This is a genomic window from Thioalkalivibrio sp. AKL9, assembly GCF_000377825.1.
Taxonomy (GTDB): Bacteria; Pseudomonadota; Gammaproteobacteria; order Ectothiorhodospirales; family Ectothiorhodospiraceae; genus Thioalkalivibrio; species Thioalkalivibrio versutus.
This window is the reverse complement of record NZ_KB905108.1, coordinates 1-17,661: the sequence shown is the minus strand read 5'-3', so window position 1 is coordinate 17,661 and position 17,661 is coordinate 1. Positions and strand designations below refer to the sequence as shown.

At 65.5% G+C, this 17,661-nt stretch carries 15 protein-coding genes, 4 tRNA genes and 1 pseudogene; all 20 read left to right on the top strand.

Translation table 11 applies throughout. The annotated features are described in order from the left end of the window. Positions 1–23: 23 nt before the first annotated feature. The gene (gene tolQ, locus D573_RS0106855) at positions 24–698 is read left to right on the top strand and encodes a protein TolQ (RefSeq protein WP_018168448.1); all 675 of its coding nucleotides are present in this window, start codon (positions 24–26) and stop codon (positions 696–698) included. A 3-nt stretch (positions 699–701) separates the two neighbouring features. Next, a complete protein-coding gene (gene tolR / locus D573_RS0106850) occupies positions 702–1,154 on the top strand; it encodes a protein TolR (protein WP_018143960.1) in 453 nt (150 codons plus the stop codon). An 11-nt stretch (positions 1,155–1,165) separates the two neighbouring features. Next, positions 1,166–2,179 carry a cell envelope integrity protein TolA gene (gene tolA / locus D573_RS0106845; RefSeq protein ID WP_018176068.1) on the top strand — a complete coding sequence of 338 codons (1,014 nt, stop codon included), beginning with the start codon at positions 1,166–1,168 and terminating at the stop codon, positions 2,177–2,179. 34 nt (positions 2,180–2,213) lie between these two features. Then, the gene (tolB, locus tag D573_RS0106840; protein WP_026287985.1) at positions 2,214–3,500 is read left to right on the top strand and encodes a Tol-Pal system beta propeller repeat protein TolB; all 1,287 of its coding nucleotides are present in this window, start codon (positions 2,214–2,216) and stop codon (positions 3,498–3,500) included. Positions 3,501–3,546: 46 nt separating this feature from the next. Then, entirely contained in the window at positions 3,547–4,101 is a 555-nt protein-coding gene (gene pal, locus D573_RS0106835; RefSeq protein WP_018938877.1) for a peptidoglycan-associated lipoprotein Pal, read from the top strand. Positions 4,102–4,116: 15 nt separating this feature from the next. After that, a complete protein-coding gene (gene ybgF, locus D573_RS0106830) occupies positions 4,117–4,959 on the top strand; it encodes a tol-pal system protein YbgF (protein ID WP_018938878.1) in 843 nt (280 codons plus the stop codon). Further along, the gene (gene queE / locus D573_RS0106825; RefSeq protein ID WP_018938879.1) at positions 4,956–5,651 is read left to right on the top strand and encodes a 7-carboxy-7-deazaguanine synthase QueE; all 696 of its coding nucleotides are present in this window, start codon (positions 4,956–4,958) and stop codon (positions 5,649–5,651) included. Before ybgF ends, queE begins: the two co-directional genes overlap by 4 nt. 1 nt (position 5,652) lies before the next feature. After that, entirely contained in the window at positions 5,653–6,339 is a 687-nt protein-coding gene (gene queC, locus D573_RS0106820; RefSeq protein WP_018938880.1) for a 7-cyano-7-deazaguanine synthase QueC, read from the top strand. A gap of 124 nt (positions 6,340–6,463) precedes the next feature. Continuing rightward, entirely contained in the window at positions 6,464–7,732 is a 1,269-nt protein-coding gene (locus D573_RS0106815; RefSeq protein WP_026287986.1) for a YeeE/YedE family protein, read from the top strand. A 139-nt stretch (positions 7,733–7,871) separates the two neighbouring features. Then, positions 7,872–7,947 (top strand) — tRNA-Lys (locus D573_RS0106810). Between the two features lie 122 nt (positions 7,948–8,069). Continuing rightward, positions 8,070–8,156, top strand: a tRNA-Leu gene (locus D573_RS0106805). 82 nt (positions 8,157–8,238) lie between these two features. Further along, a complete protein-coding gene (tig, locus tag D573_RS0106800) occupies positions 8,239–9,546 on the top strand; it encodes a trigger factor (RefSeq protein ID WP_018938882.1) in 1,308 nt (435 codons plus the stop codon). Then, the gene (gene clpP / locus D573_RS0106795; RefSeq protein ID WP_018938883.1) at positions 9,543–10,181 is read left to right on the top strand and encodes an ATP-dependent Clp endopeptidase proteolytic subunit ClpP; all 639 of its coding nucleotides are present in this window, start codon (positions 9,543–9,545) and stop codon (positions 10,179–10,181) included. The genes tig and clpP overlap by 4 nt, the downstream gene beginning before the upstream one ends. A gap of 141 nt (positions 10,182–10,322) precedes the next feature. Continuing rightward, entirely contained in the window at positions 10,323–11,603 is a 1,281-nt protein-coding gene (gene clpX, locus D573_RS0106790) for an ATP-dependent Clp protease ATP-binding subunit ClpX (protein ID WP_018143950.1), read from the top strand. A gap of 82 nt (positions 11,604–11,685) precedes the next feature. Beyond that, the gene (gene lon / locus D573_RS0106785) at positions 11,686–14,151 is read left to right on the top strand and encodes an endopeptidase La (protein WP_018938884.1); all 2,466 of its coding nucleotides are present in this window, start codon (positions 11,686–11,688) and stop codon (positions 14,149–14,151) included. A 261-nt stretch (positions 14,152–14,412) separates the two neighbouring features. After that, entirely contained in the window at positions 14,413–14,685 is a 273-nt protein-coding gene (locus D573_RS0106780) for an HU family DNA-binding protein (protein WP_018938885.1), read from the top strand. An 11-nt stretch (positions 14,686–14,696) separates the two neighbouring features. Then, a tRNA-Val gene (locus D573_RS0106775) sits at positions 14,697–14,772 on the top strand. Positions 14,773–14,808: 36 nt separating this feature from the next. Then, positions 14,809–14,885: transfer RNA gene (locus D573_RS0106770), tRNA-Asp, on the top strand. A 482-nt stretch (positions 14,886–15,367) separates the two neighbouring features. After that, on the top strand, positions 15,368–17,257 hold the full coding sequence (locus D573_RS0106765; RefSeq protein ID WP_018938886.1) for a SurA N-terminal domain-containing protein: 1,890 nt from the start codon (positions 15,368–15,370) through the stop codon (positions 17,255–17,257). A 215-nt stretch (positions 17,258–17,472) separates the two neighbouring features. Continuing rightward, positions 17,473–17,661: pseudogene (locus D573_RS0106760) on the top strand (ISL3 family transposase); the annotation flags it as partial.

Here is a 17,661-nt window from a genome sequence, read left to right as displayed (position 1 = left end):
GACAAGTGACAGTCGACTTTTCAATGTACCAGCTGATCATGGACGCGAGTCTGATCGTGCAGCTGGTCATGGTGATCCTGGTGGTCGCCTCGGTGCTCTCCTGGCTGGTGATTATCATCAAGGCGCGTTCCCTCAACGCGGCCCACCGCGCCAGCGATGAATTCGAGGAGCGCTTCTGGTCCGGCGCCGATCTGTCGCATCTGTACGAGGGGGTGCGGCGCAAGTCGGAGATGTCCGGCATGGAGCATGTCTTCTCCTCGGGCTTCAAGGAATTCCTGCGGGCCCGCCAGCACGGCATGGCGCCCGGCGAGCCCGCGCACCGCGCGATGCGCGTGGCCATCGCGCGCGAGACCGACGAGATGGAGCGCTACCTGCAGTTCCTCGCCACGGTCGGTTCGACCAGCCCGTACATCGGCCTGTTCGGGACGGTGTGGGGCATCATGCATGCCTTCCTGGGGCTGTCCGGGGTGCAGCAGGCCACACTGGCGATGGTGGCCCCCGGGATTGCCGAGGCCCTGATCGCGACCGCGCTTGGCCTGTTCGCCGCCATCCCGGCGGTGATCGCCTACAATCGCTTCGCCGGGGATGTTGACCGCGTGGCCTCGCGCTTGGAGAACTTCGGCGACGAGTTCGTGGCCCTGCTGAATCGCCAGGGGGCGGGCAAGCCTGCCGAGGGTGCCGCCGGGGCGCCGGCCTAAGCCATGGCCGAGTCGCGTCGCAACAGTCGCCGCCTGCGGCGGCCCATGTCGCAGATCAACGTCGTGCCGTTCATCGACGTGATGCTCGTTCTGCTGATCATCTTCATGATCACCGCGCCCATGCTGCAGCAGGGCGTGGAGGTCGACCTCCCGGAGGCCGATGCCGAGGCCATGGAAGAGGACCCGCAGGCGGCCGAGCCGCTGGTGGTCACGGTGGATGCCGGCGGCGCCATGAGCCTGAACCAGGGGCCCTATGTGAACGAGCCGCTGGCGCCGCAGGAGATGACCGAGATCGTGCGCGAGTTCCTCGCCGAGAATCCGGGTACCCAGACCTTCGTGCGCGGTGACCGCAATGTCGATTACGGCCGCGTGATCGATGCCATGGTTGCCCTGCAGCGTGCCGGAGGCGGCCGGGTCGGGCTGATCACCGAGCCGCCGCGCGACAACCAGGACTGAGCCGCCCCGCCGTGTTCGAGCTCCTGCGCCGTCATCCCTTGAGCCTGGTCCTCGTCCTGCTTCTGCATGGCGTGTTGTTCGCGGCGTTGTTGCTGAATGTCAGCCTCGTCTCGCCGACCTCCACCCGTGCCGCTGTCGAGATCGCGGTGCAGGAGGATATCGAGGTGATCGACGCGGTCGCGGTGGATGCCGAGACCTTCGATCGCATCGAACACCAGCGCGAAGTCGCCGAGCAGGAGCAGGTCGCCGAACAGCTGCGCGCCGAAGAGGAGCGCCGCCGCGCCGAGGAACAGGCCCGGCGCGAGGAAGAGCGCCGCCAGGCGGAGGAGCAACGCCGCCGCGAGGAACAGGAGCGCGCGCGCCAGCAGGCCCTGGAGGATGCCGAGCAGGCCCGCCGCGAGGCCGAGGAGGAGCGTCGCCAGGCGCGCGAGGAGGCCGAGGCCGAACGCGAGCGTATCCGCCAGGAGCGCGAGGCTGCGGAACAGGCCCGGCGTGAGGCCGAGGAGGCGCGCGAGCGTGAGGCGGCGGAACGGCGGGAGCGCGAGGAAGCGGAGCGTCAGGCGCAGGAAGAGGCGGAGCGCCGCGAGCGCGAGGCGGCCGAACGCCGCGAACGGGAAGAGGCCGAGCGTCGCGCCGAGCAGGAGCGCGAACTGGAAGAGCAGCGCCGCCGTGAGGCGATGGAGCGCGAGCAGGAGCGCATGGCCGAGGCCCAGGCCCGGCGCGAGGCCGCGGAACGCCAGGCACAGGCGGATCGTGAGCTGAACGAATGGCGCGCGCAGGTGCAGTCGGTGGTGCAGCGACGCTGGCGCCAGCCATCGGGGCTGGATGCCTCGGATCGTGCCATCGTTCTCGTGCGCGTCAACGAGACCGGGCGTATCATCAATTTCGACATCGAGAGCTGCTCCGGCGGGCCCGCCTTCTGCGACTCGGTCCGTCAGACCATGGATCGCCTGTCGTCGCTGCCGCGCCCGCCGGATGCGGATGCCGTGCGCGGTGGGGTGCTCATCCGCTTCGAGCCCGACTGACCGGGCCGGCGCAAGCCGGTCCACGAGGAAACACATGCGACGAATGATTCATACGATGCTGCTGGGGTTGGCGCTGCTTTGGTCGGCGCAAGCCCAGGCGGTACTGGAAGTGACGGTAACCGAGGGGGTGACGGGTGCGATCCCGGTGGCCGTGGCTCCGTTCACCTGGGACGGCGACGGGCGTCCGGGCGAGGATGTGGACCAGATCCTGGCCGCGAACCTGACCCGGAGCGGGCTGTTTGACGTCGAACGCGACGGTTTGCCCCAAGCACCCTCGGGCCCAGCCGACTTCCTTGCCCAGCCCTGGGCCGAGGCGGGTCTGGAGTACCTGGTGGTCGGCTCCATGCGCCCCGACGGCGACAACGTGCTGGTCGAGTTCCACGTGTTCGACGTGCTGGCCGAGGAACGCCTGGGCGGCTGGCGTATCCCGGTGCCGGCGGACATGCTGCGCCGCGGCGCGCATCGCGTGTCGGATATCGTCTACGAGCAGATCACCGGAGACCCGGGTGCCTTCAGTGCGCGTATCGCGTTTGTCAGCGTCGAGCGCCGCAACGACTCGCGCGAGTTTCGCCTGGAGGTCGCCGACTCCGACGGCGCCAATCCGCGCACCCTGTTCCGGTCGCGGGATCCGATCATGTCGCCGGACTGGTCGCCGGACGGTCGTGAGCTGGTCTACGTCTCCTTCGAGAATCGCCGCTCCGAGGTCTTCCGTCAGAATGTGGAGACCGGCGAGCGCAACCGGATCGCGAGTTTTACCGGCATTAACAGCGCCCCGGCCTGGTCCCCGGACGGCCGCCAGCTGGCGCTGAGCCTTTCGCGCGACGGCTCGCCGAATATCTACGTGATGGATCTGGCCTCAGGCGATCTGCGTCAACTGACGCGCTCCAGCGCGATCGAGACCGAGCCGGTCTGGTCACCCGACGGCGACACCATCTACTTCACCTCGGATCGTGCGGGCGCGCCGCAAATCTATGCCCAGCCGGCCAGCGGTGGCAATGCGCGCCGTCTTACCTTCGAGAGCGGCTACGCGGCGGCGGCCACGATTTCCCCGGATGGTCGCTCATTGGTGTACGTCCATGGGGGCGATGGCGGATTTCAGCTGGCGCGTCTCGATCTGGATGATCGCCGTGTGACGCGCCTCACGGACGGGCGCGATGCAGAGTCGCCAAGCTTTGCACCCAATGGCAGCATGATCCTGTATGCCCTGACGGATGGGGGGCGAGGCGTGCTCGGCTCGGTCAGTCGCGACGGCCAGGTGCACCAGCGGTTGGCCGCCCGCGAAGGCGAAGTGCGCGAACCTGCCTGGTCGCCCCTGAACTGATGTCCCCAGACCTATTTACTATCCCTTTTTCGAGGAAACGAAAGCCATGAATAACCTGTTTCGCCTGGCCGTTGCGGCTGTCGTCATTGCGGCCCTGTCGGCCTGTGCCACACCCACGCGCGATGCCGAGGATGCCGAACGTGCCGCCGAGCGCGAGGCGGCCGCCGAACAGGCGCGTGCCGAACGCGAGGCCGCCGAGGCCCGCGGCCTGGGTCGAGATCGCGATTTCGACGCGGCGGCCCTGGACGACCCGGAAAGCCCGCTGGCCGAACGCCTGGTGTATTTCGAGTTCGACCGCGACGAGGTCAAGTCCGAATACATGCCGATGCTGGAGGCGCATGCCGCCTATCTCTCGCAGAATTCGGGTGCGCGCCTGCGTCTGGAAGGGCATACCGACGAGCGCGGCACGCGCGAGTACAACCTGGCTCTGGGCGAACGCCGGGCGCAGTCGGTGCGCCGGGTGCTGAATCTGAACGGCGCCTCGGATGACCAGCTCGAGGTCATCAGTTATGGTGAAGAGATGCCGGTGGCCTTCCAGCAGAACGAGGAGGCCTGGGCCAAGAATCGCCGGGTCGAGCTGGTCTACGAATCCCGGCGCTAAGCGACGGGAAGCCAGATGCAATCAAAGCTCGACAAGTCTTGCGGAAATGCCCCCTCGGGGGCATTTCTGTTTCGGTGCCCGGGACGTCCGGGCCTTCTTTTTGGCGTCATTCTGGCCGTAACCTTTGCCCTGGCCCCGCTGGCCCTGGTGCCGGGCACGGCCGGGGCCCAGGACGATACGGTGTTCGCCACCCAGTCGCAGATCCGCCAGCTCGAACGCCGCCTCGAGCGGGTCGAGCGGGTGCTGGATTCCAGTGCGATGAATGAACTGCTGCAGGTCTCGGAGTCGCTGAGTCGGGACCTGCGCGAACTGCGTGGCGAGGTGGAAACCCTGCGCCACGAGATGAACCGTCTCAGCACCCGCCAGCGCGATCAGTTCCGTCATCTGGATGAGCGGGTGGGCGCGTTCGAGAGCGGGGCGGTAGCCACGGATGCCGCGCCGCGGGAGGAAGTGGTCGAACTGGACCTGCCGGAGGCGGACGAGCAGGCCGCCTATCAGGCGGCGTTTGACGACCTGATGGCCGGGGATTACACCACGGCCATGCGCAAGCTCGAGCAGTTCATCGAGGACTACCCCGAGGGCAACTTCACCGCCAATGCCTGGTACTGGCTGGCCGAGGCGAAATACGCCAGCGGCGAGTTCGAGGCAGCGCTGGAGGATTTCGAGCGACTGCGAGAGGATTTCCCCGAAAGCGACAAGGGTGGGGATGCCCTGCTGAAGATTGGCTACGCCCACTACGAACTGCAGAACTTCGACGCGGCGCGCGAGGCCCTGGAGGCGGTGCGGGCCGACCACGGCGGGACCACCCTGGATCGCCTGGCCCGTGAGCGCCTGCGGCGGATCGAAGACCGCCAATGACCACGGACACGCTGCGCGATGCCCGGGGCGCCGGGGTGATCGACCCGGCCGCGGTGCGGCTGAGGATCACCGAGATGTTCGTCTCCCTGCAGGGGGAGGCGGCGCAGGTGGGCTGGCCCACCGCCTTCGTGCGCCTGACCGGTTGCCCGCTACGCTGTCGCTGGTGTGACAGCGAATACGCCTTCGAGGGGGGCGAGGCCCTGATGCTGGCGACGATCCTTGACTGGGTCGGGCGCGCCGGGGTTCGGCATGTCTGCGTGACGGGTGGCGAGCCGCTCGCGCAGCCGGGCTGCCTGCCGCTGCTGGAGGGCCTGTGCGATGCCGGTTTCAGCGTGTCGCTGGAGACCAGCGGGGCGATGGCGATCGCGGGTGTCGATCCGCGGGTGGCCATCGTGATGGACTGGAAGGCGCCGGCCTCGCAGGAGGCCGCTCGCAATCGCCCTGAAAATATCCCCCGGCTGAAGGCCGGCGACCAGCTGAAGTTCGTGCTGGCCGGGCGCGAGGACTTTGACTGGGCGCGAGCCGAGCTGGAGCGTCTGGGGCTGGCCCCGGAGGTCGAGGTCCTGTTCTCGCCGGTGTACGACGAACTGGAACCGAGGGCCCTGGCCGACTGGATCATCGCGGAACGCCTCCCGGTTCGCTTTCAGGTGCAACTGCACAAGCTCCTCTGGGGCGATCAGCCGGGCCGTTGAGATGAGTGAGCGCGCGGAGAAGGCCGTGGTGCTGCTCTCGGGCGGGCTCGACTCGGCGACTTGCCTGGCCATGGCCCGCGCCGAGGGGCTGGACTGTCACGCCCTGTCGATCGACTATGGTCAACGCCATCACACGGAGCTGGACGCCGCGCGGCGCGTAGCCGCCGCCCAGGGCGTGACCGATCACCGCATAGTGGCGGTGGATCTGAGCGCGATTGGTGGGTCCGCACTGACGGACGCCGCGATCGCCGTGCCCACGGCACCGACCGAGGGTATCCCCGTGACCTACGTGCCGGCACGCAACACGGTGTTTCTGGCGCTCGCCCTGGGGTTTGCCGAGACCCTGGACGCGCGCCTGCTGTATGTGGGGGCCAATGCGGTGGACTACTCCGGCTACCCGGATTGTCGTCCGGCCTTCATCGAGGCCTTCCGCGACCTCGCCCGGGTGGCGACCCGCAGCGGGGTGGAGGGCACGCCCTGGGAGGTGCGGGCGCCGCTGATGCACTGGTCCAAGGCCGAGATCATCCAGGCCGGGGTCCGCCTCGGGGTCGACTACAGCCAGACGGTCAGCTGCTACCAGGCCGACGCCGCCGGCCGCGCATGCGGGCGCTGCGACAGCTGCCGCATCCGCCGCGAGGGCTTCGCGGCCGCCGGTGTGCCCGACCCGACCCGGTATGTCCCCGACTGATCCGTGGCCCCGGAATGCCTCGGGCAGGAATGAAAGCGGGCTCGATCTCGTCTAGCGTCCGATGTATGCTGCGCACCCCATGGGTGCAGGCGTGCCCTGAAATCTTTCATCGAGAGGATACGTGATGGAATTCTCCAGTTTTTCGACTGCCGCAATGGCGTTCCTGGGTGGGGCGTTCATCCTCGCCTTCATCATGGGAGCCGTAGCGAACAAGACCAACTTCTGCACCATGGGCGCCGTGTCCGACTGGGTGAACATGGGCGACACAGGGCGCATGCGTTCCTGGTTGCTGGCGATTGCCGTGGCCATGCTGGGCGTGGCGATCCTCGAGTTCTTCGGCGTGCTGAGCGCGGATGGCTCCTTCCCCAACTATCGCATGACCGAATTCCAGTGGGTCGAGCACGCCTTGGGCGGCTTCCTGTTCGGGATCGGCATGACCTACGCCTCGGGTTGCGGTAACAAGACCCTGGTGCGCGTCGGCGGCGGCAACATCAAGTCGCTGATGGTGCTGATCGTGATCGCGATCATCGCCTTCTACATGGTTCGCCCGCTGCCGGGCACGTCCGACACCCTGTATTCCCTGCTGTTCATGGACTGGACCACCGCGCTGGCGATCTCCACCCCGGCGGGCCAGGATCTGGGCACGCTGGTGGCCGGTGAAGAGAACGGCCTGACCGCGCGCCTGGTGCTGGGTCTGGTGATCGGCGTTCTGCTGCTGGCCCTGATCTTCAAGGCCGCGGACTTCCGCAAGAGCTTCGACAACATCCTGGGCGGTCTGGTGATCGGCCTGATGGTGCTGGGTGCCTGGTGGCTGACCAGCAACATCCAGGTCGATGACGGCATGGACACCTACACGCCGCAAGCCTATGTCTCGGACTGGGACTTCGTGGCGGATGCCGACGCGGGTGAGCGCCCGGCCGAGAGTGCCCCCTGGGCCAACCAGTCGTTCACCTTCATCAACCCGATGGGGCAGAGCCTGCGCTACGTGTCGACCGGCTTCGACAGCACCGTCCTGTACTTCGGCGTGATGGCGCTGGCCGGCGTGATCCTGGGTTCCTTCTTCTGGGCCCTGGTCACGCGTGCCTTCCGCTTCGAGTGGTTCGCTTCGGTGCGCGACTTCGTGAACCACTTCATCGGCGGGATCCTGATGGGCTTCGGCGGCGTTCTGGCGATGGGCTGCACCATCGGCCAGGGGATCACCGGCATCTCCACGCTGGCCCTGGGCGGCTTCCTGACGTTCATCATGATCGTCTTCGGCGCCGCGCTGACCATGAAGATCCAGTACTACAAGATGGTCTACGAAGACGAGGCCAGCTTTGGCAAGGCGCTGATCACCTCGCTGGTGGACATGAAGCTGCTGCCGGGCGGCATGCGCAAGCTGGAAGCCATCTGATGGCATAGCGACGGGGGCACGTCTTGCGTTTTCCCCGTCGCGCCGTAAACTACGCGGCACTGGAGGCCCGGCGATCCCGGGCCTTCGACTTTGCAACGGCCAGGGCGATTCAGATGTTCGCTCCGGGCCGAACCGAAAAGGGTCGTTAGCTCAGTTGGTAGAGCAGTTGGCTTTTAACCAATTGGTCGTAGGTTCGAATCCTACACGACCCACCATTTTCTCCGGTCCCCGCACCGGCACAAGGGCCCGTCTATACGGGCTCTTTGTGTTTGTGGGTGGGGAACACGCTAGAATGCGCGGCTAACGCGCGAACGCAACAAGAGTTTTCTGCAAGATTGCGAAAGTGGCGGAACTGGTAGACGCGCTGGGTTTAGGTCCCAGTGGGGTAAAACCCGTGAGAGTTCGAGTCTCTCCTTTCGCACCACTGTCTGCATTCCGACCAGCCATGAAGGTTACCACTGCGATCGGCAGGGATGACCGATTACCGAACTATGACGAGGCCCTCCATGCAAGTTTCTGTTGAAGCCACCGGCAACCTGGAACGCAAGATGACCATCCAGGTCCCCTCCGAGCGGATCGATACCGAGGTCGACAATCGCCTGAAGTCCCTCGCCAAGCGGGTCAAGCTGGACGGCTTCCGCCCGGGCAAGGTCCCGCTGAAGGTCGTGCGCCAGCGCTACGGCACCGGTGTGTATCAGGAGGTTCTGAGCGAGGTCCTGCAGGAAAGCTACCGTGAGGCGGTGCAGCAGGAAGGCCTGGAGCCGGCCGGTAACCCGAGCATTGAGCCGACCAATCTGGAAGGCACCGACGCGATCGAATTCACCGCCAGCTTCCAGGTGTTCCCGGAAGTGGAGGTGGCCGATTTCTCCGGCGTCGAGATCGAGCGCCCGGTGGCCGAGGTCGGGGACGAGGACATCGATCGCGTGATCGACTCCCTGCGCGAGCAGAACAAGGAGTGGGCCGAGGTCAAACGCAAGGCGAAGAAAGGCGACCGGGTGACGCTGGACTTCGTCGGTTCGCTGAACGGCGAGGAGTTCGAGGGCGGCAAGGCCGACGACTTCCAGATCGAGCTTGGTGCCGGGCGCCTGATCGAGGACTTCGAGAAACAGCTCAAGGGTGTGAAGACCGGCGAGGAGCCGACCATCGATGTCACCTTCCCCGACGACTACCCGGCGGAGAACCTGAAGGGCCAGACCGCGCAGTTCGCGCTGACCATCAAGCAGGTCGAAGGCCCCAAGCTGCCGGAGGTCGATGAGGAATTTGCGAAGAAATTCGGCATCGAGGACGGCTCGGTCGAGAAACTTCGCGCCGATGTGCGGTCCAATATGGAGCGGGAACTGCGTCAGGCCCTGAAGGGTCGGGTCAAGCAACAGGTGCTGGAGGCCGTGGTCGACAAGCACGACTTCGATCTTCCGGAGGCCCTGGTGAAGTCGGAGGTCAACCGCCTGCGCGAAGAGGCCGAGAAGCGTTTCGGCGGCGCGCAGCAGACCCAGCCGCTGCCGGACAGCCTGTTCGAGGAAGAAGCCAAGCGTCGCGTGCGCCTGGGCCTGGCGCTGCGGGCCATCATCGAACAGAAGGGGTTCGAGGTGGACGCCGAGCGGGTCGAGCGCGATCTCGAGGAGATGGCCGCAACCTACGAGGATCCGGAAGAGGTGAAGCAGTACTACCGCTCCAATCCCCAGGCGAAGAGCAACCTGGAGTCACTGGTGCTGGAAGATCAGGTCGTTGACTGGGTGCTCGAGCAGGGCAAGGTCACCGAGAAGGAAACCAGCTTCCAGGACGTGATGAATCCGAACAAGGAGTCGACTGAATGAGCCACGATATGGCCGACCAGGGCGCACAACACGCCCAGGGGCTGAACCTGGTACCGATGGTGGTCGAGCAGACCGCCCGCGGCGAGCGCGCCTACGACATCTACTCCCGCCTGCTGAAGGATCGAGTGATCTTCTGCGTGGGTCCGGTCGAGGACTACATGGCCAATGTGATCGTGGCCCAGCTGCTGTTCCTCGAGTCGGAAAATCCGGACAAGGAAATCAGCCTGTACATCAATTCCCCGGGCGGTGCGGTCACCGCTGGCATGGCGATCTACGACACCATGCAGTTCATCAAGCCCGAGGTCAGCACGCTGTGCGTCGGCCAGGCGGCGAGCATGGGCGCCGTGCTGCTGGCGGGCGGTGCCGCTGGCAAGCGGCACACCCTGCCGCATTCACGGGTGATGATCCATCAGCCGCTGGGCGGATTCTCGGGCCAGGCCTCGGATATCGACATCCACGCCCGCGAGATCCTGAAGATCCGTGATGAACTGAACAATGTGCTGGCCCACCACACCGGCCAGCCGGTGGAGAAGATCGCGGAGGACACCGATCGCGACCGTTTCCTGACCGCGACTGAGGCGAAGGAATACGGCCTGGTCGACCACGTGCTGACCCACCGCGACTCCGCGAGCTGAGTCCGCGTCCTTCGCAACTGCGCCCCGGAGCACCGCTGCGGGGCGCAGCTTCAATACCGGACTTCCGCTTGGCTCGTTTGCAACTGCCAGGCAAACGGGGCATGTTCTGAAGAACACTGAAATCGCAACCGAGGCAAACGGATGAGCGACGAAACCACCCCCCCCGCCGACGGCAAGCTCCTGTACTGTTCTTTCTGCGGAAAGAGCCAGCACGAGGTGCGCAAGCTGATCGCCGGGCCATCCGTATTCATCTGCGACGAGTGCGTCGAACTGTGCAACGACATCATCCGCGAGGAGATGCAGGAAGCGGGGCACGCCGAGCGTGATTCCCTGCCGACGCCGCACGAGATCCGCGCGATCCTCGACGACTACGTGATCGGCCAGAACTCCGCGAAGAAGATCCTTTCGGTCGCGGTGTACAACCACTACAAGCGCTTGCAGGCCCGGGCCGGCAAGGACGATGTCGAGCTGTCCAAGTCGAACATTATGCTGATCGGCCCCACCGGCTCCGGCAAGACGCTGCTGGCCGAGACCCTGGCGCGGGTACTGAATGTCCCGTTCACCATCGCCGATGCCACCACGCTGACCGAGGCTGGCTACGTGGGCGAGGATGTCGAGAACATCATCCAGAAGCTGCTGCAGAAGTGCGACTACGACGTCGAGAAGGCCGAGAACGGCATTGTCTACATCGACGAGATCGACAAGGTCTCGCGCAAGTCGGACAACCCGTCCATCACCCGTGACGTCTCGGGCGAGGGCGTGCAGCAGGCCCTGCTGAAGCTGATCGAGGGCACCACCGCCTCGGTGCCGCCGCAGGGCGGGCGCAAGCACCCGCAGCAGGAATTCCTGCAGGTCGATACCAGCAATATCCTGTTCATCTGTGGCGGTGCCTTCTCCGGGCTGGAGAAGGTGATCCAGCAGCGCGCCGAGAAGGGCGGGATCGGCTTTGGCGCCGAGTTGCGCACCACCGAGGCGGCCAAGTCCGGTGGCCAGTGGTTGAAGCAGCTGGAGGCCGATGACCTGGTGCGCTATGGCCTGATCCCCGAGTTCGTTGGCCGTCTGCCGGTGCAGGCGACGCTGGACGAGCTCGACGAGGACGCACTGATCACGATCCTGACCCAGCCGAAGAACGCCCTGATCAAGCAGTACGCGCGCCTGTTCGAGATGGAGGGCGTGGAGCTCGAGTTCCGCGACGATGCCCTGTCCGCGATCGCCCACAAGGCGATGGCCCGCAAGACCGGTGCGCGCGGGCTGCGCACCATCATGGAGAACATCCTGCTCGACACCATGTACGAGCTGCCCTCCATGGAGGGGGTCAGCAAGGTGGTGATCGACGAGGCGGTGATCCGTGGCGATGCCGAGCCGTACCTGGTCTACGAGAACGACTCGTTCGCCAAGAAGCAGGCTGCCGCGGATTCCTGAGCGGAAGTGTTGCGGCGCCCTTGAAACGGGCGCCGCCGCCCCCACTTCCTCCTGTACATTCGTCCAGCCCTTAGGGGGCAACATGACCGATACCCACTCCTCCCAGAACGAGGTGGACTCCCCCGTCAAGCGCGTCGCGGTCCTGCCGCTGCGCGATGTCGTGGTCTATCCCCACATGGTCATCCCGCTGTTCGTGGGTCGCGAGAAGTCGATCCGGGCGCTGGATTCGGCCATGGCCGAGAACAAGCAGGTGCTGCTGGTCGCGCAGAAGAGCGCGGAGGTCGACGAGCCGGAGGCCGGCGATCTGCACCAGATCGGCACCCTCGGCAATATCCTGCAGCTGCTGCGCCTGCCCGACGGCACCATCAAGGTGCTGGTCGAGGGTGCCCAGCGCGCCCATGTGATGGATATCTCCACTACCGGCAATGTCGAGAAGGAAGAGGACTACTTCGTCTCCGACATCCGGTTGATCGACGAGGAATACGACACCGAGGACAAGGAGCTGGAGATCCTCGGCCGCTCCGCGCTGAATCAGTTCGAGCAGTACATCAAGCTGAACAAGAAGGTCCCGCCGGAGATCCTGACCTCGCTGGCCGGGATCGACGACACCTCGCGCCTGGCCGACACCATTGCCGCGCACATGTCGCTGAAGCTGGAAGAGAAGCAGGAAGTCCTCGAGATCGCCAATGTGCGCGCGCGCCTGGAGCACCTGGTCGCCAAGATCGAGGGCGAGATGGATGTGCTGCAGATCGAGAAGAAGATCCGTGGCCGCGTGAAGCAGCAGATGGAGAAGTCCCAGCGCGAGTACTACCTGAATGAGCAGATGAAGGCCATTCAGAAGGAGCTGGGGGATCTCGAGGACGCGCCGAACGAGCAGGAAGACCTGGCCGACAAGATCGAGAAGGCGGGGATGCCGGAGGAGGCCAAGAAGAAGGCCACCGCCGAGCTGAACAAGCTGAAGATGATGTCCCCGATGTCGGCCGAGGCCACCGTCGTGCGCAGCTACATCGACTGGCTGGTCAACGTCCCGTGGAAGAAAAAGACCCGGGTCAGCAAGGACCTGACGCGCGCCGAGAAGATCCTCAACGAGGACCACTACGGCCTGGAAGAGGTCAAGGAACGCATCCTCGAGTATCTCGCGGTGCAGTCCCGCGTGCGCAAGCTGAAGGGCCCGATCCTGTGCCTGGTCGGCCCGCCCGGGGTTGGCAAGACCTCGCTGGGGCAGTCCATCGCGCGTGCGACCAATCGCAAGTTCATGCGCATGGCGCTGGGCGGCGTGCGCGACGAGGCCGAGATCCGCGGCCATCGTCGGACCTACATCGGCTCGCTGCCGGGCAAGATCATCCAGAACCTGGCCAAGGTCGGTGTGCGCAACCCGCTGTTCCTGCTGGACGAAATTGACAAGATGGCGATGGACTTCCGGGGTGACCCGGCCTCGGCGATGCTCGAGGTGCTGGATCCGGAACAGAACCACACGTTTAGCGACCACTACCTGGAGGTCGATTTCGACCTGTCGGACGTGATGTTCGTGGCCACGGCCAACAGCATGCACATCCCCGGGCCGTTGCTGGACCGCATGGAGGTCATCCGCCTGTCCGGCTACACCGAGGACGAGAAGGTCCACATCGCGCACAACTATCTGCTGACCAAGCAGATCAAGGCCAACGGCCTGAAGCCGGCCGAGATCCAGATCTCCGATTCGGCGGTGCGCGACATGGTGCGGTACTACACCCGCGAGGCCGGCGTGCGCTCGCTGGAGCGCGAGATCGCCAAGGTCTGCCGCAAGGTGGCCAAGCAGCGTCTGCTGGCCAGCGAGAAGGAGCGGGCACGCACCACCTCGGTCTCGCCCAAGACGCTGGAGAAATATCTCGGCGTGCGTCGCTTCCGCTTCGGCCTGGCCGAGGAAAACGATCAGGTCGGGCAGGTCACGGGCCTCGCCTGGACCGAGGTCGGCGGCGAGTTGCTGACCATCGAGGCCAGCGTGGTCCCGGGCAAGGGCAAGACCCAGCAGACCGGCAAGCTCGGCGACGTGATGCAGGAATCGATCCACGCCGCCCTGACCGTGGTTCGCTCGCGCGCCGAGGCCCTGGGCCTGGAGGAGAACTTCCACGAGAAGAAGGACCTGCACATCCACGTGCCGGAGGGCGCGACGCCGAAGGATGGCCCGTCCGCGGGCATCGGCATGTGCACCGCGATCGTCTCGGCACTGACCGGTATCCCGGTGCGGGCGGATGTCGCGATGACCGGCGAGATTACGCTGCGTGGTCAGGTTCTGCCGATCGGGGGCCTGAAGGAGAAGTTGCTGGCCGCCCACCGCGGAGGGATTCGCACCGTCCTGATCCCGGAAGAGAACGAGAAGGATCTGGTCGACATCCCGAAGAACATCAAGCAGAAGCTGGATATTCGTCCGGTGCGCTGGATCGACGAGGTCCTCGAGCTCGCGCTGACCCACATGCCGGAAGGCAAGGCCGGGGAAACGCCAGAGAAGGTCGAGGAAGTCGTCAAACCGGCCAAGGAAACCGGTCGCCGTCGGGTCCGGCATCACTAAGCATCTGTAATTGGAGCGAAACCGCGGGCGCTGGGTTCATCGGCGCCCGCGGTTTTTTTGTGTGCGGGTTCACGCCCGGCCGAGCGCCCCGCCGGGCGGGCGTTTGACACTTTTTCGGGGGGCTTGCTATAACCCCATGCGCATCATCTGATTTCGTGCCGAGGGCAGTCGCGGGACCATGGAGAAAAGGTCCCCGGCTGGTGTAAGCTAGGCCCCGTCCGGCAGAAAGCCTGAGTCACCACTGAGATAAGGAAGCGCTTCATGAATAAATCCGAATTGATCGACGCGATCGCGGCGGAAGCCGATGTTCCCAAGGCCCAGGCCGGCAAGATCGTGGATGCCATGGTGAGTGTGGTCGGCGATACCCTCGCCAAGGGTGACCAGGTCTCCCTCGTGGGCTTTGGTACCTTCCTGGTGCGCGAGCGTGAAGCCCGCACCGGCCGTAACCCGCGTACCGGTCAGAGCATCCAGATTGCCGCCTCGAAAACGCCTTCGTTCAAGGCTGGTAAAGCGCTCAAGGATCGAGTAAACTAGCGCGCTTTATCGGGTGCTTAGCTCAGTTGGTAGAGCGTCGCCTTTACACGGCGAATGTCGGCGGTTCGAACCCGTCAGCACCCACCAAGTGCAACCCTGACCCTGGTTGCGCTGCACGAATACGGAGCGGTAGTTCAGCTGGTTAGAATACCGGCCTGTCACGCCGGGGGTCGCGGGTTCGAGTCCCGTCCGCTCCGCCATCTTTGAGAAAGGCGCCCTTGTGGCGCCTTTTTCTTTGTTGACTACCACGAAGCGCTCGAAGCCACACCTTTGGGCCAGACCTGGGTCCATAGCAGTCGACCGCAATGTGGGAAGGGCAGAACTAAGCCCGAGACGCATTTTCGGGAGTCCGGGGGCGGGCACTGTCATCGCGCGAGCGCATCGAATGCGAGTCCGATTCTTCAGGCCGACGGCGCCGAGGTGCGCCCCCAGTGTTCGGCGCCGGTAAGAGAGTGGGCCAGGCTTCATGCGAGGAGACCGCTCCAGGGGCTCAGGTTTTCGCCGCGCCCCCTTCCAGTCGTCTCTTCTGCCTGTAGATGATCTTGGTCGGGGCCTTCTTCTTGTCAGCGCGCGCTGCGTGGCAGACACCGCCGCCCAGGCGCAGACGCGCGCGGGCGTGCCTGCTACCATCGGCCGCTGATTCCCGTTTTCCTCCCAATTGCCGGAGTGAGCAGAGACCATCATGTTGCAAGCGATTCGTGACCGGGCGAGCGGCTGGCTCGCCTATGTGATCATTGGCCTGATCACCATCCCCTTTGCCCTGTGGGGCCTGGGCGAGTATTTCGGCGGGGCGGGCCCGCTGGTCGCCGCCGAGGTGAACGGCACGGATATCGCGGTGCGCGACGTGCACCAGGAGGCCCGCGCCCAGCGCGACGAGATGGCGCGCATGTTTGGCGGCGAGATCCCGGATGACGTCCTGGACGAGCAGGGCATCCGCCTGCAGGCGATGGAGACCCTGATCCGCCAGGAACTGCTGCGCCAGGCGGCCGATTCCGCCGGCTTCAAGGCGGCGGGCGACAGCGTATTGCGCGAGATCCGTGGCATGCCGGTGTTTCAGGAGGAGGGCCGCTTCAGCCGCGAACGCTACAGCCAGTTGTTGAATGCCCAGCGCATCAGCCCGGCCGACTTCGAGCAGGACATCGCCCGCAGTATTGTGATGTCGCAAATTCAGCGTGGCATCCAGGCCACGGGCGTGGTGCCGGAAGCCCTGGTGGCGGATTACAGCCGCCTGCGCAACCAGACGCGGGTTGCGAGCTGGAAGGTCTTCGCCGCGGACGAGTTTGATCGTCCCGATGTGGTGGATGACGACGCGATCCGCGACTACTACGACGCCAATCCGGAAGACTTCACGACCACGGAGCGGGTGCGGGTGAGCTATCTGCGCCTGGACCCGGAAGGCCTCGAGGCCGGGGTCGATGTCACCGAGGATCAGGTGCGCGAACACTACCGGGTCAATCGCAGCCGCTACGAAGAGCCGGAACTGCGCGAGGTGCGCCAGATCCGCATCCAGGATACCGACGAGGACGGCGAGGCGCGTATCCGCGAACTGCGTAGTCGCCTGGATGATGGCGAGGACTTCGGCGACCTGGCGGAGGAATACTCCGAAGACAGCCTGACGGCCGACCGTGGTGGCAGCCTGGGCGAGGTCGCCCGGGGCGATCTGGATTCCACCCTGGAGACCGTCATTTTCACCCTGCCGAAGGATCTCATCAGCCAGCCGGTACGAACGGATCGCGGCTGGTTCATCCTTGAGGTGACCTCGATTCAGGAATCCCGGGCGCAGCCGTTCGAAGATGTGCGCGAGGAGGTCGAGCAGGATCTGCGCGACCGGACGGCCGAGCAGATGCAGATCGACGCCCTGGACGACCTGATGGCACTGGCAATCGAGTTTCCGGACACTCTGGAGCCGGCCGCCGACGCCACGGGCCTGGAGGTCCAGACCAGCGACTGGTTCTCCCGCGGCTCGGGCGATGGCATCGCCCGCCATCGGTCCATCCGCGATGCGGCGTTTGACCCGCGGGTACTGGAAGACGGCAACAACAGCGAGGCGATCGACCTGCAGGACCGCTCCACCGTGATCCTGCGTGTCGATGAGCACGAGCCGGCCGAGGTGCGCCCGCTGGCGGAAGTGGAGGACGAGATCCGCGAGCGCCTGCAACGTCAGGCCGCCGCGGATGCCGCGCGTGAGGCGGGAGAGGCCCTGATCGAGCGACTGCGCGAAGCCGATGACTGGACCGCCGAGGCCGGGGAGAACGGAGAATGGAGTCGGTCGGTCGAGATCACCCGTGAACGGGCGGCCGATCTGCCAACCGGGTTGCAGGACCACCTGTTCCGGCTGGCGGCGCCAGGCGAGGGCGCAGTGGAGATTGCCGGCGCCCGGGTCGGGGAGGGTGACTTCGCGGTGACCGTGCTGGAAGCCGTACGCATGGGCGAGGATGCGGTGGATGCCGCGGCGCGCCAGCAGGCGCGCGACCAGATTGGCAACGCCTACGGGAGTGCCGAATTCCGGTCCTATCTCGCATGGCTGGAAGAGCAGGCGGAGATCAAGCGCTTCCCCGACGCGCTCGACTAGTCGCCGCAGAACCGCGAGGGGGCGCTTGGTGCGCTCCCGACCACGAAAAAGCCCGGCCCGCTTGCGCGGTGCCGGGCTTTTTTCTGGTACCCGGAATCGCCCGGGTGCCGCAGGGTCGCCTTATTTTTGGTTCATCGAAGGATACCGGGGAGGTGTTCGACCGCTGAAGGGCATCGTAGTCTCGCGTGGAGCCAGGAAGGACACGGGAGGGAGCGATGCTGGACAAGAAGACGTTGCAGAAGCTGGGCGGCTGGGAAGGCTATCGGCTGGAGCGTGCGGTTTGGCCGGAGGAGGCCGGCGGCACGCTGGAGTTGCACCTGAAGCCGACGCGGCAGTGGATGCACTGCGAACGCTGCGGTCATCGGACCCGGCAGGTGCACGAGACGACGCTGCGGCGGGTCCGG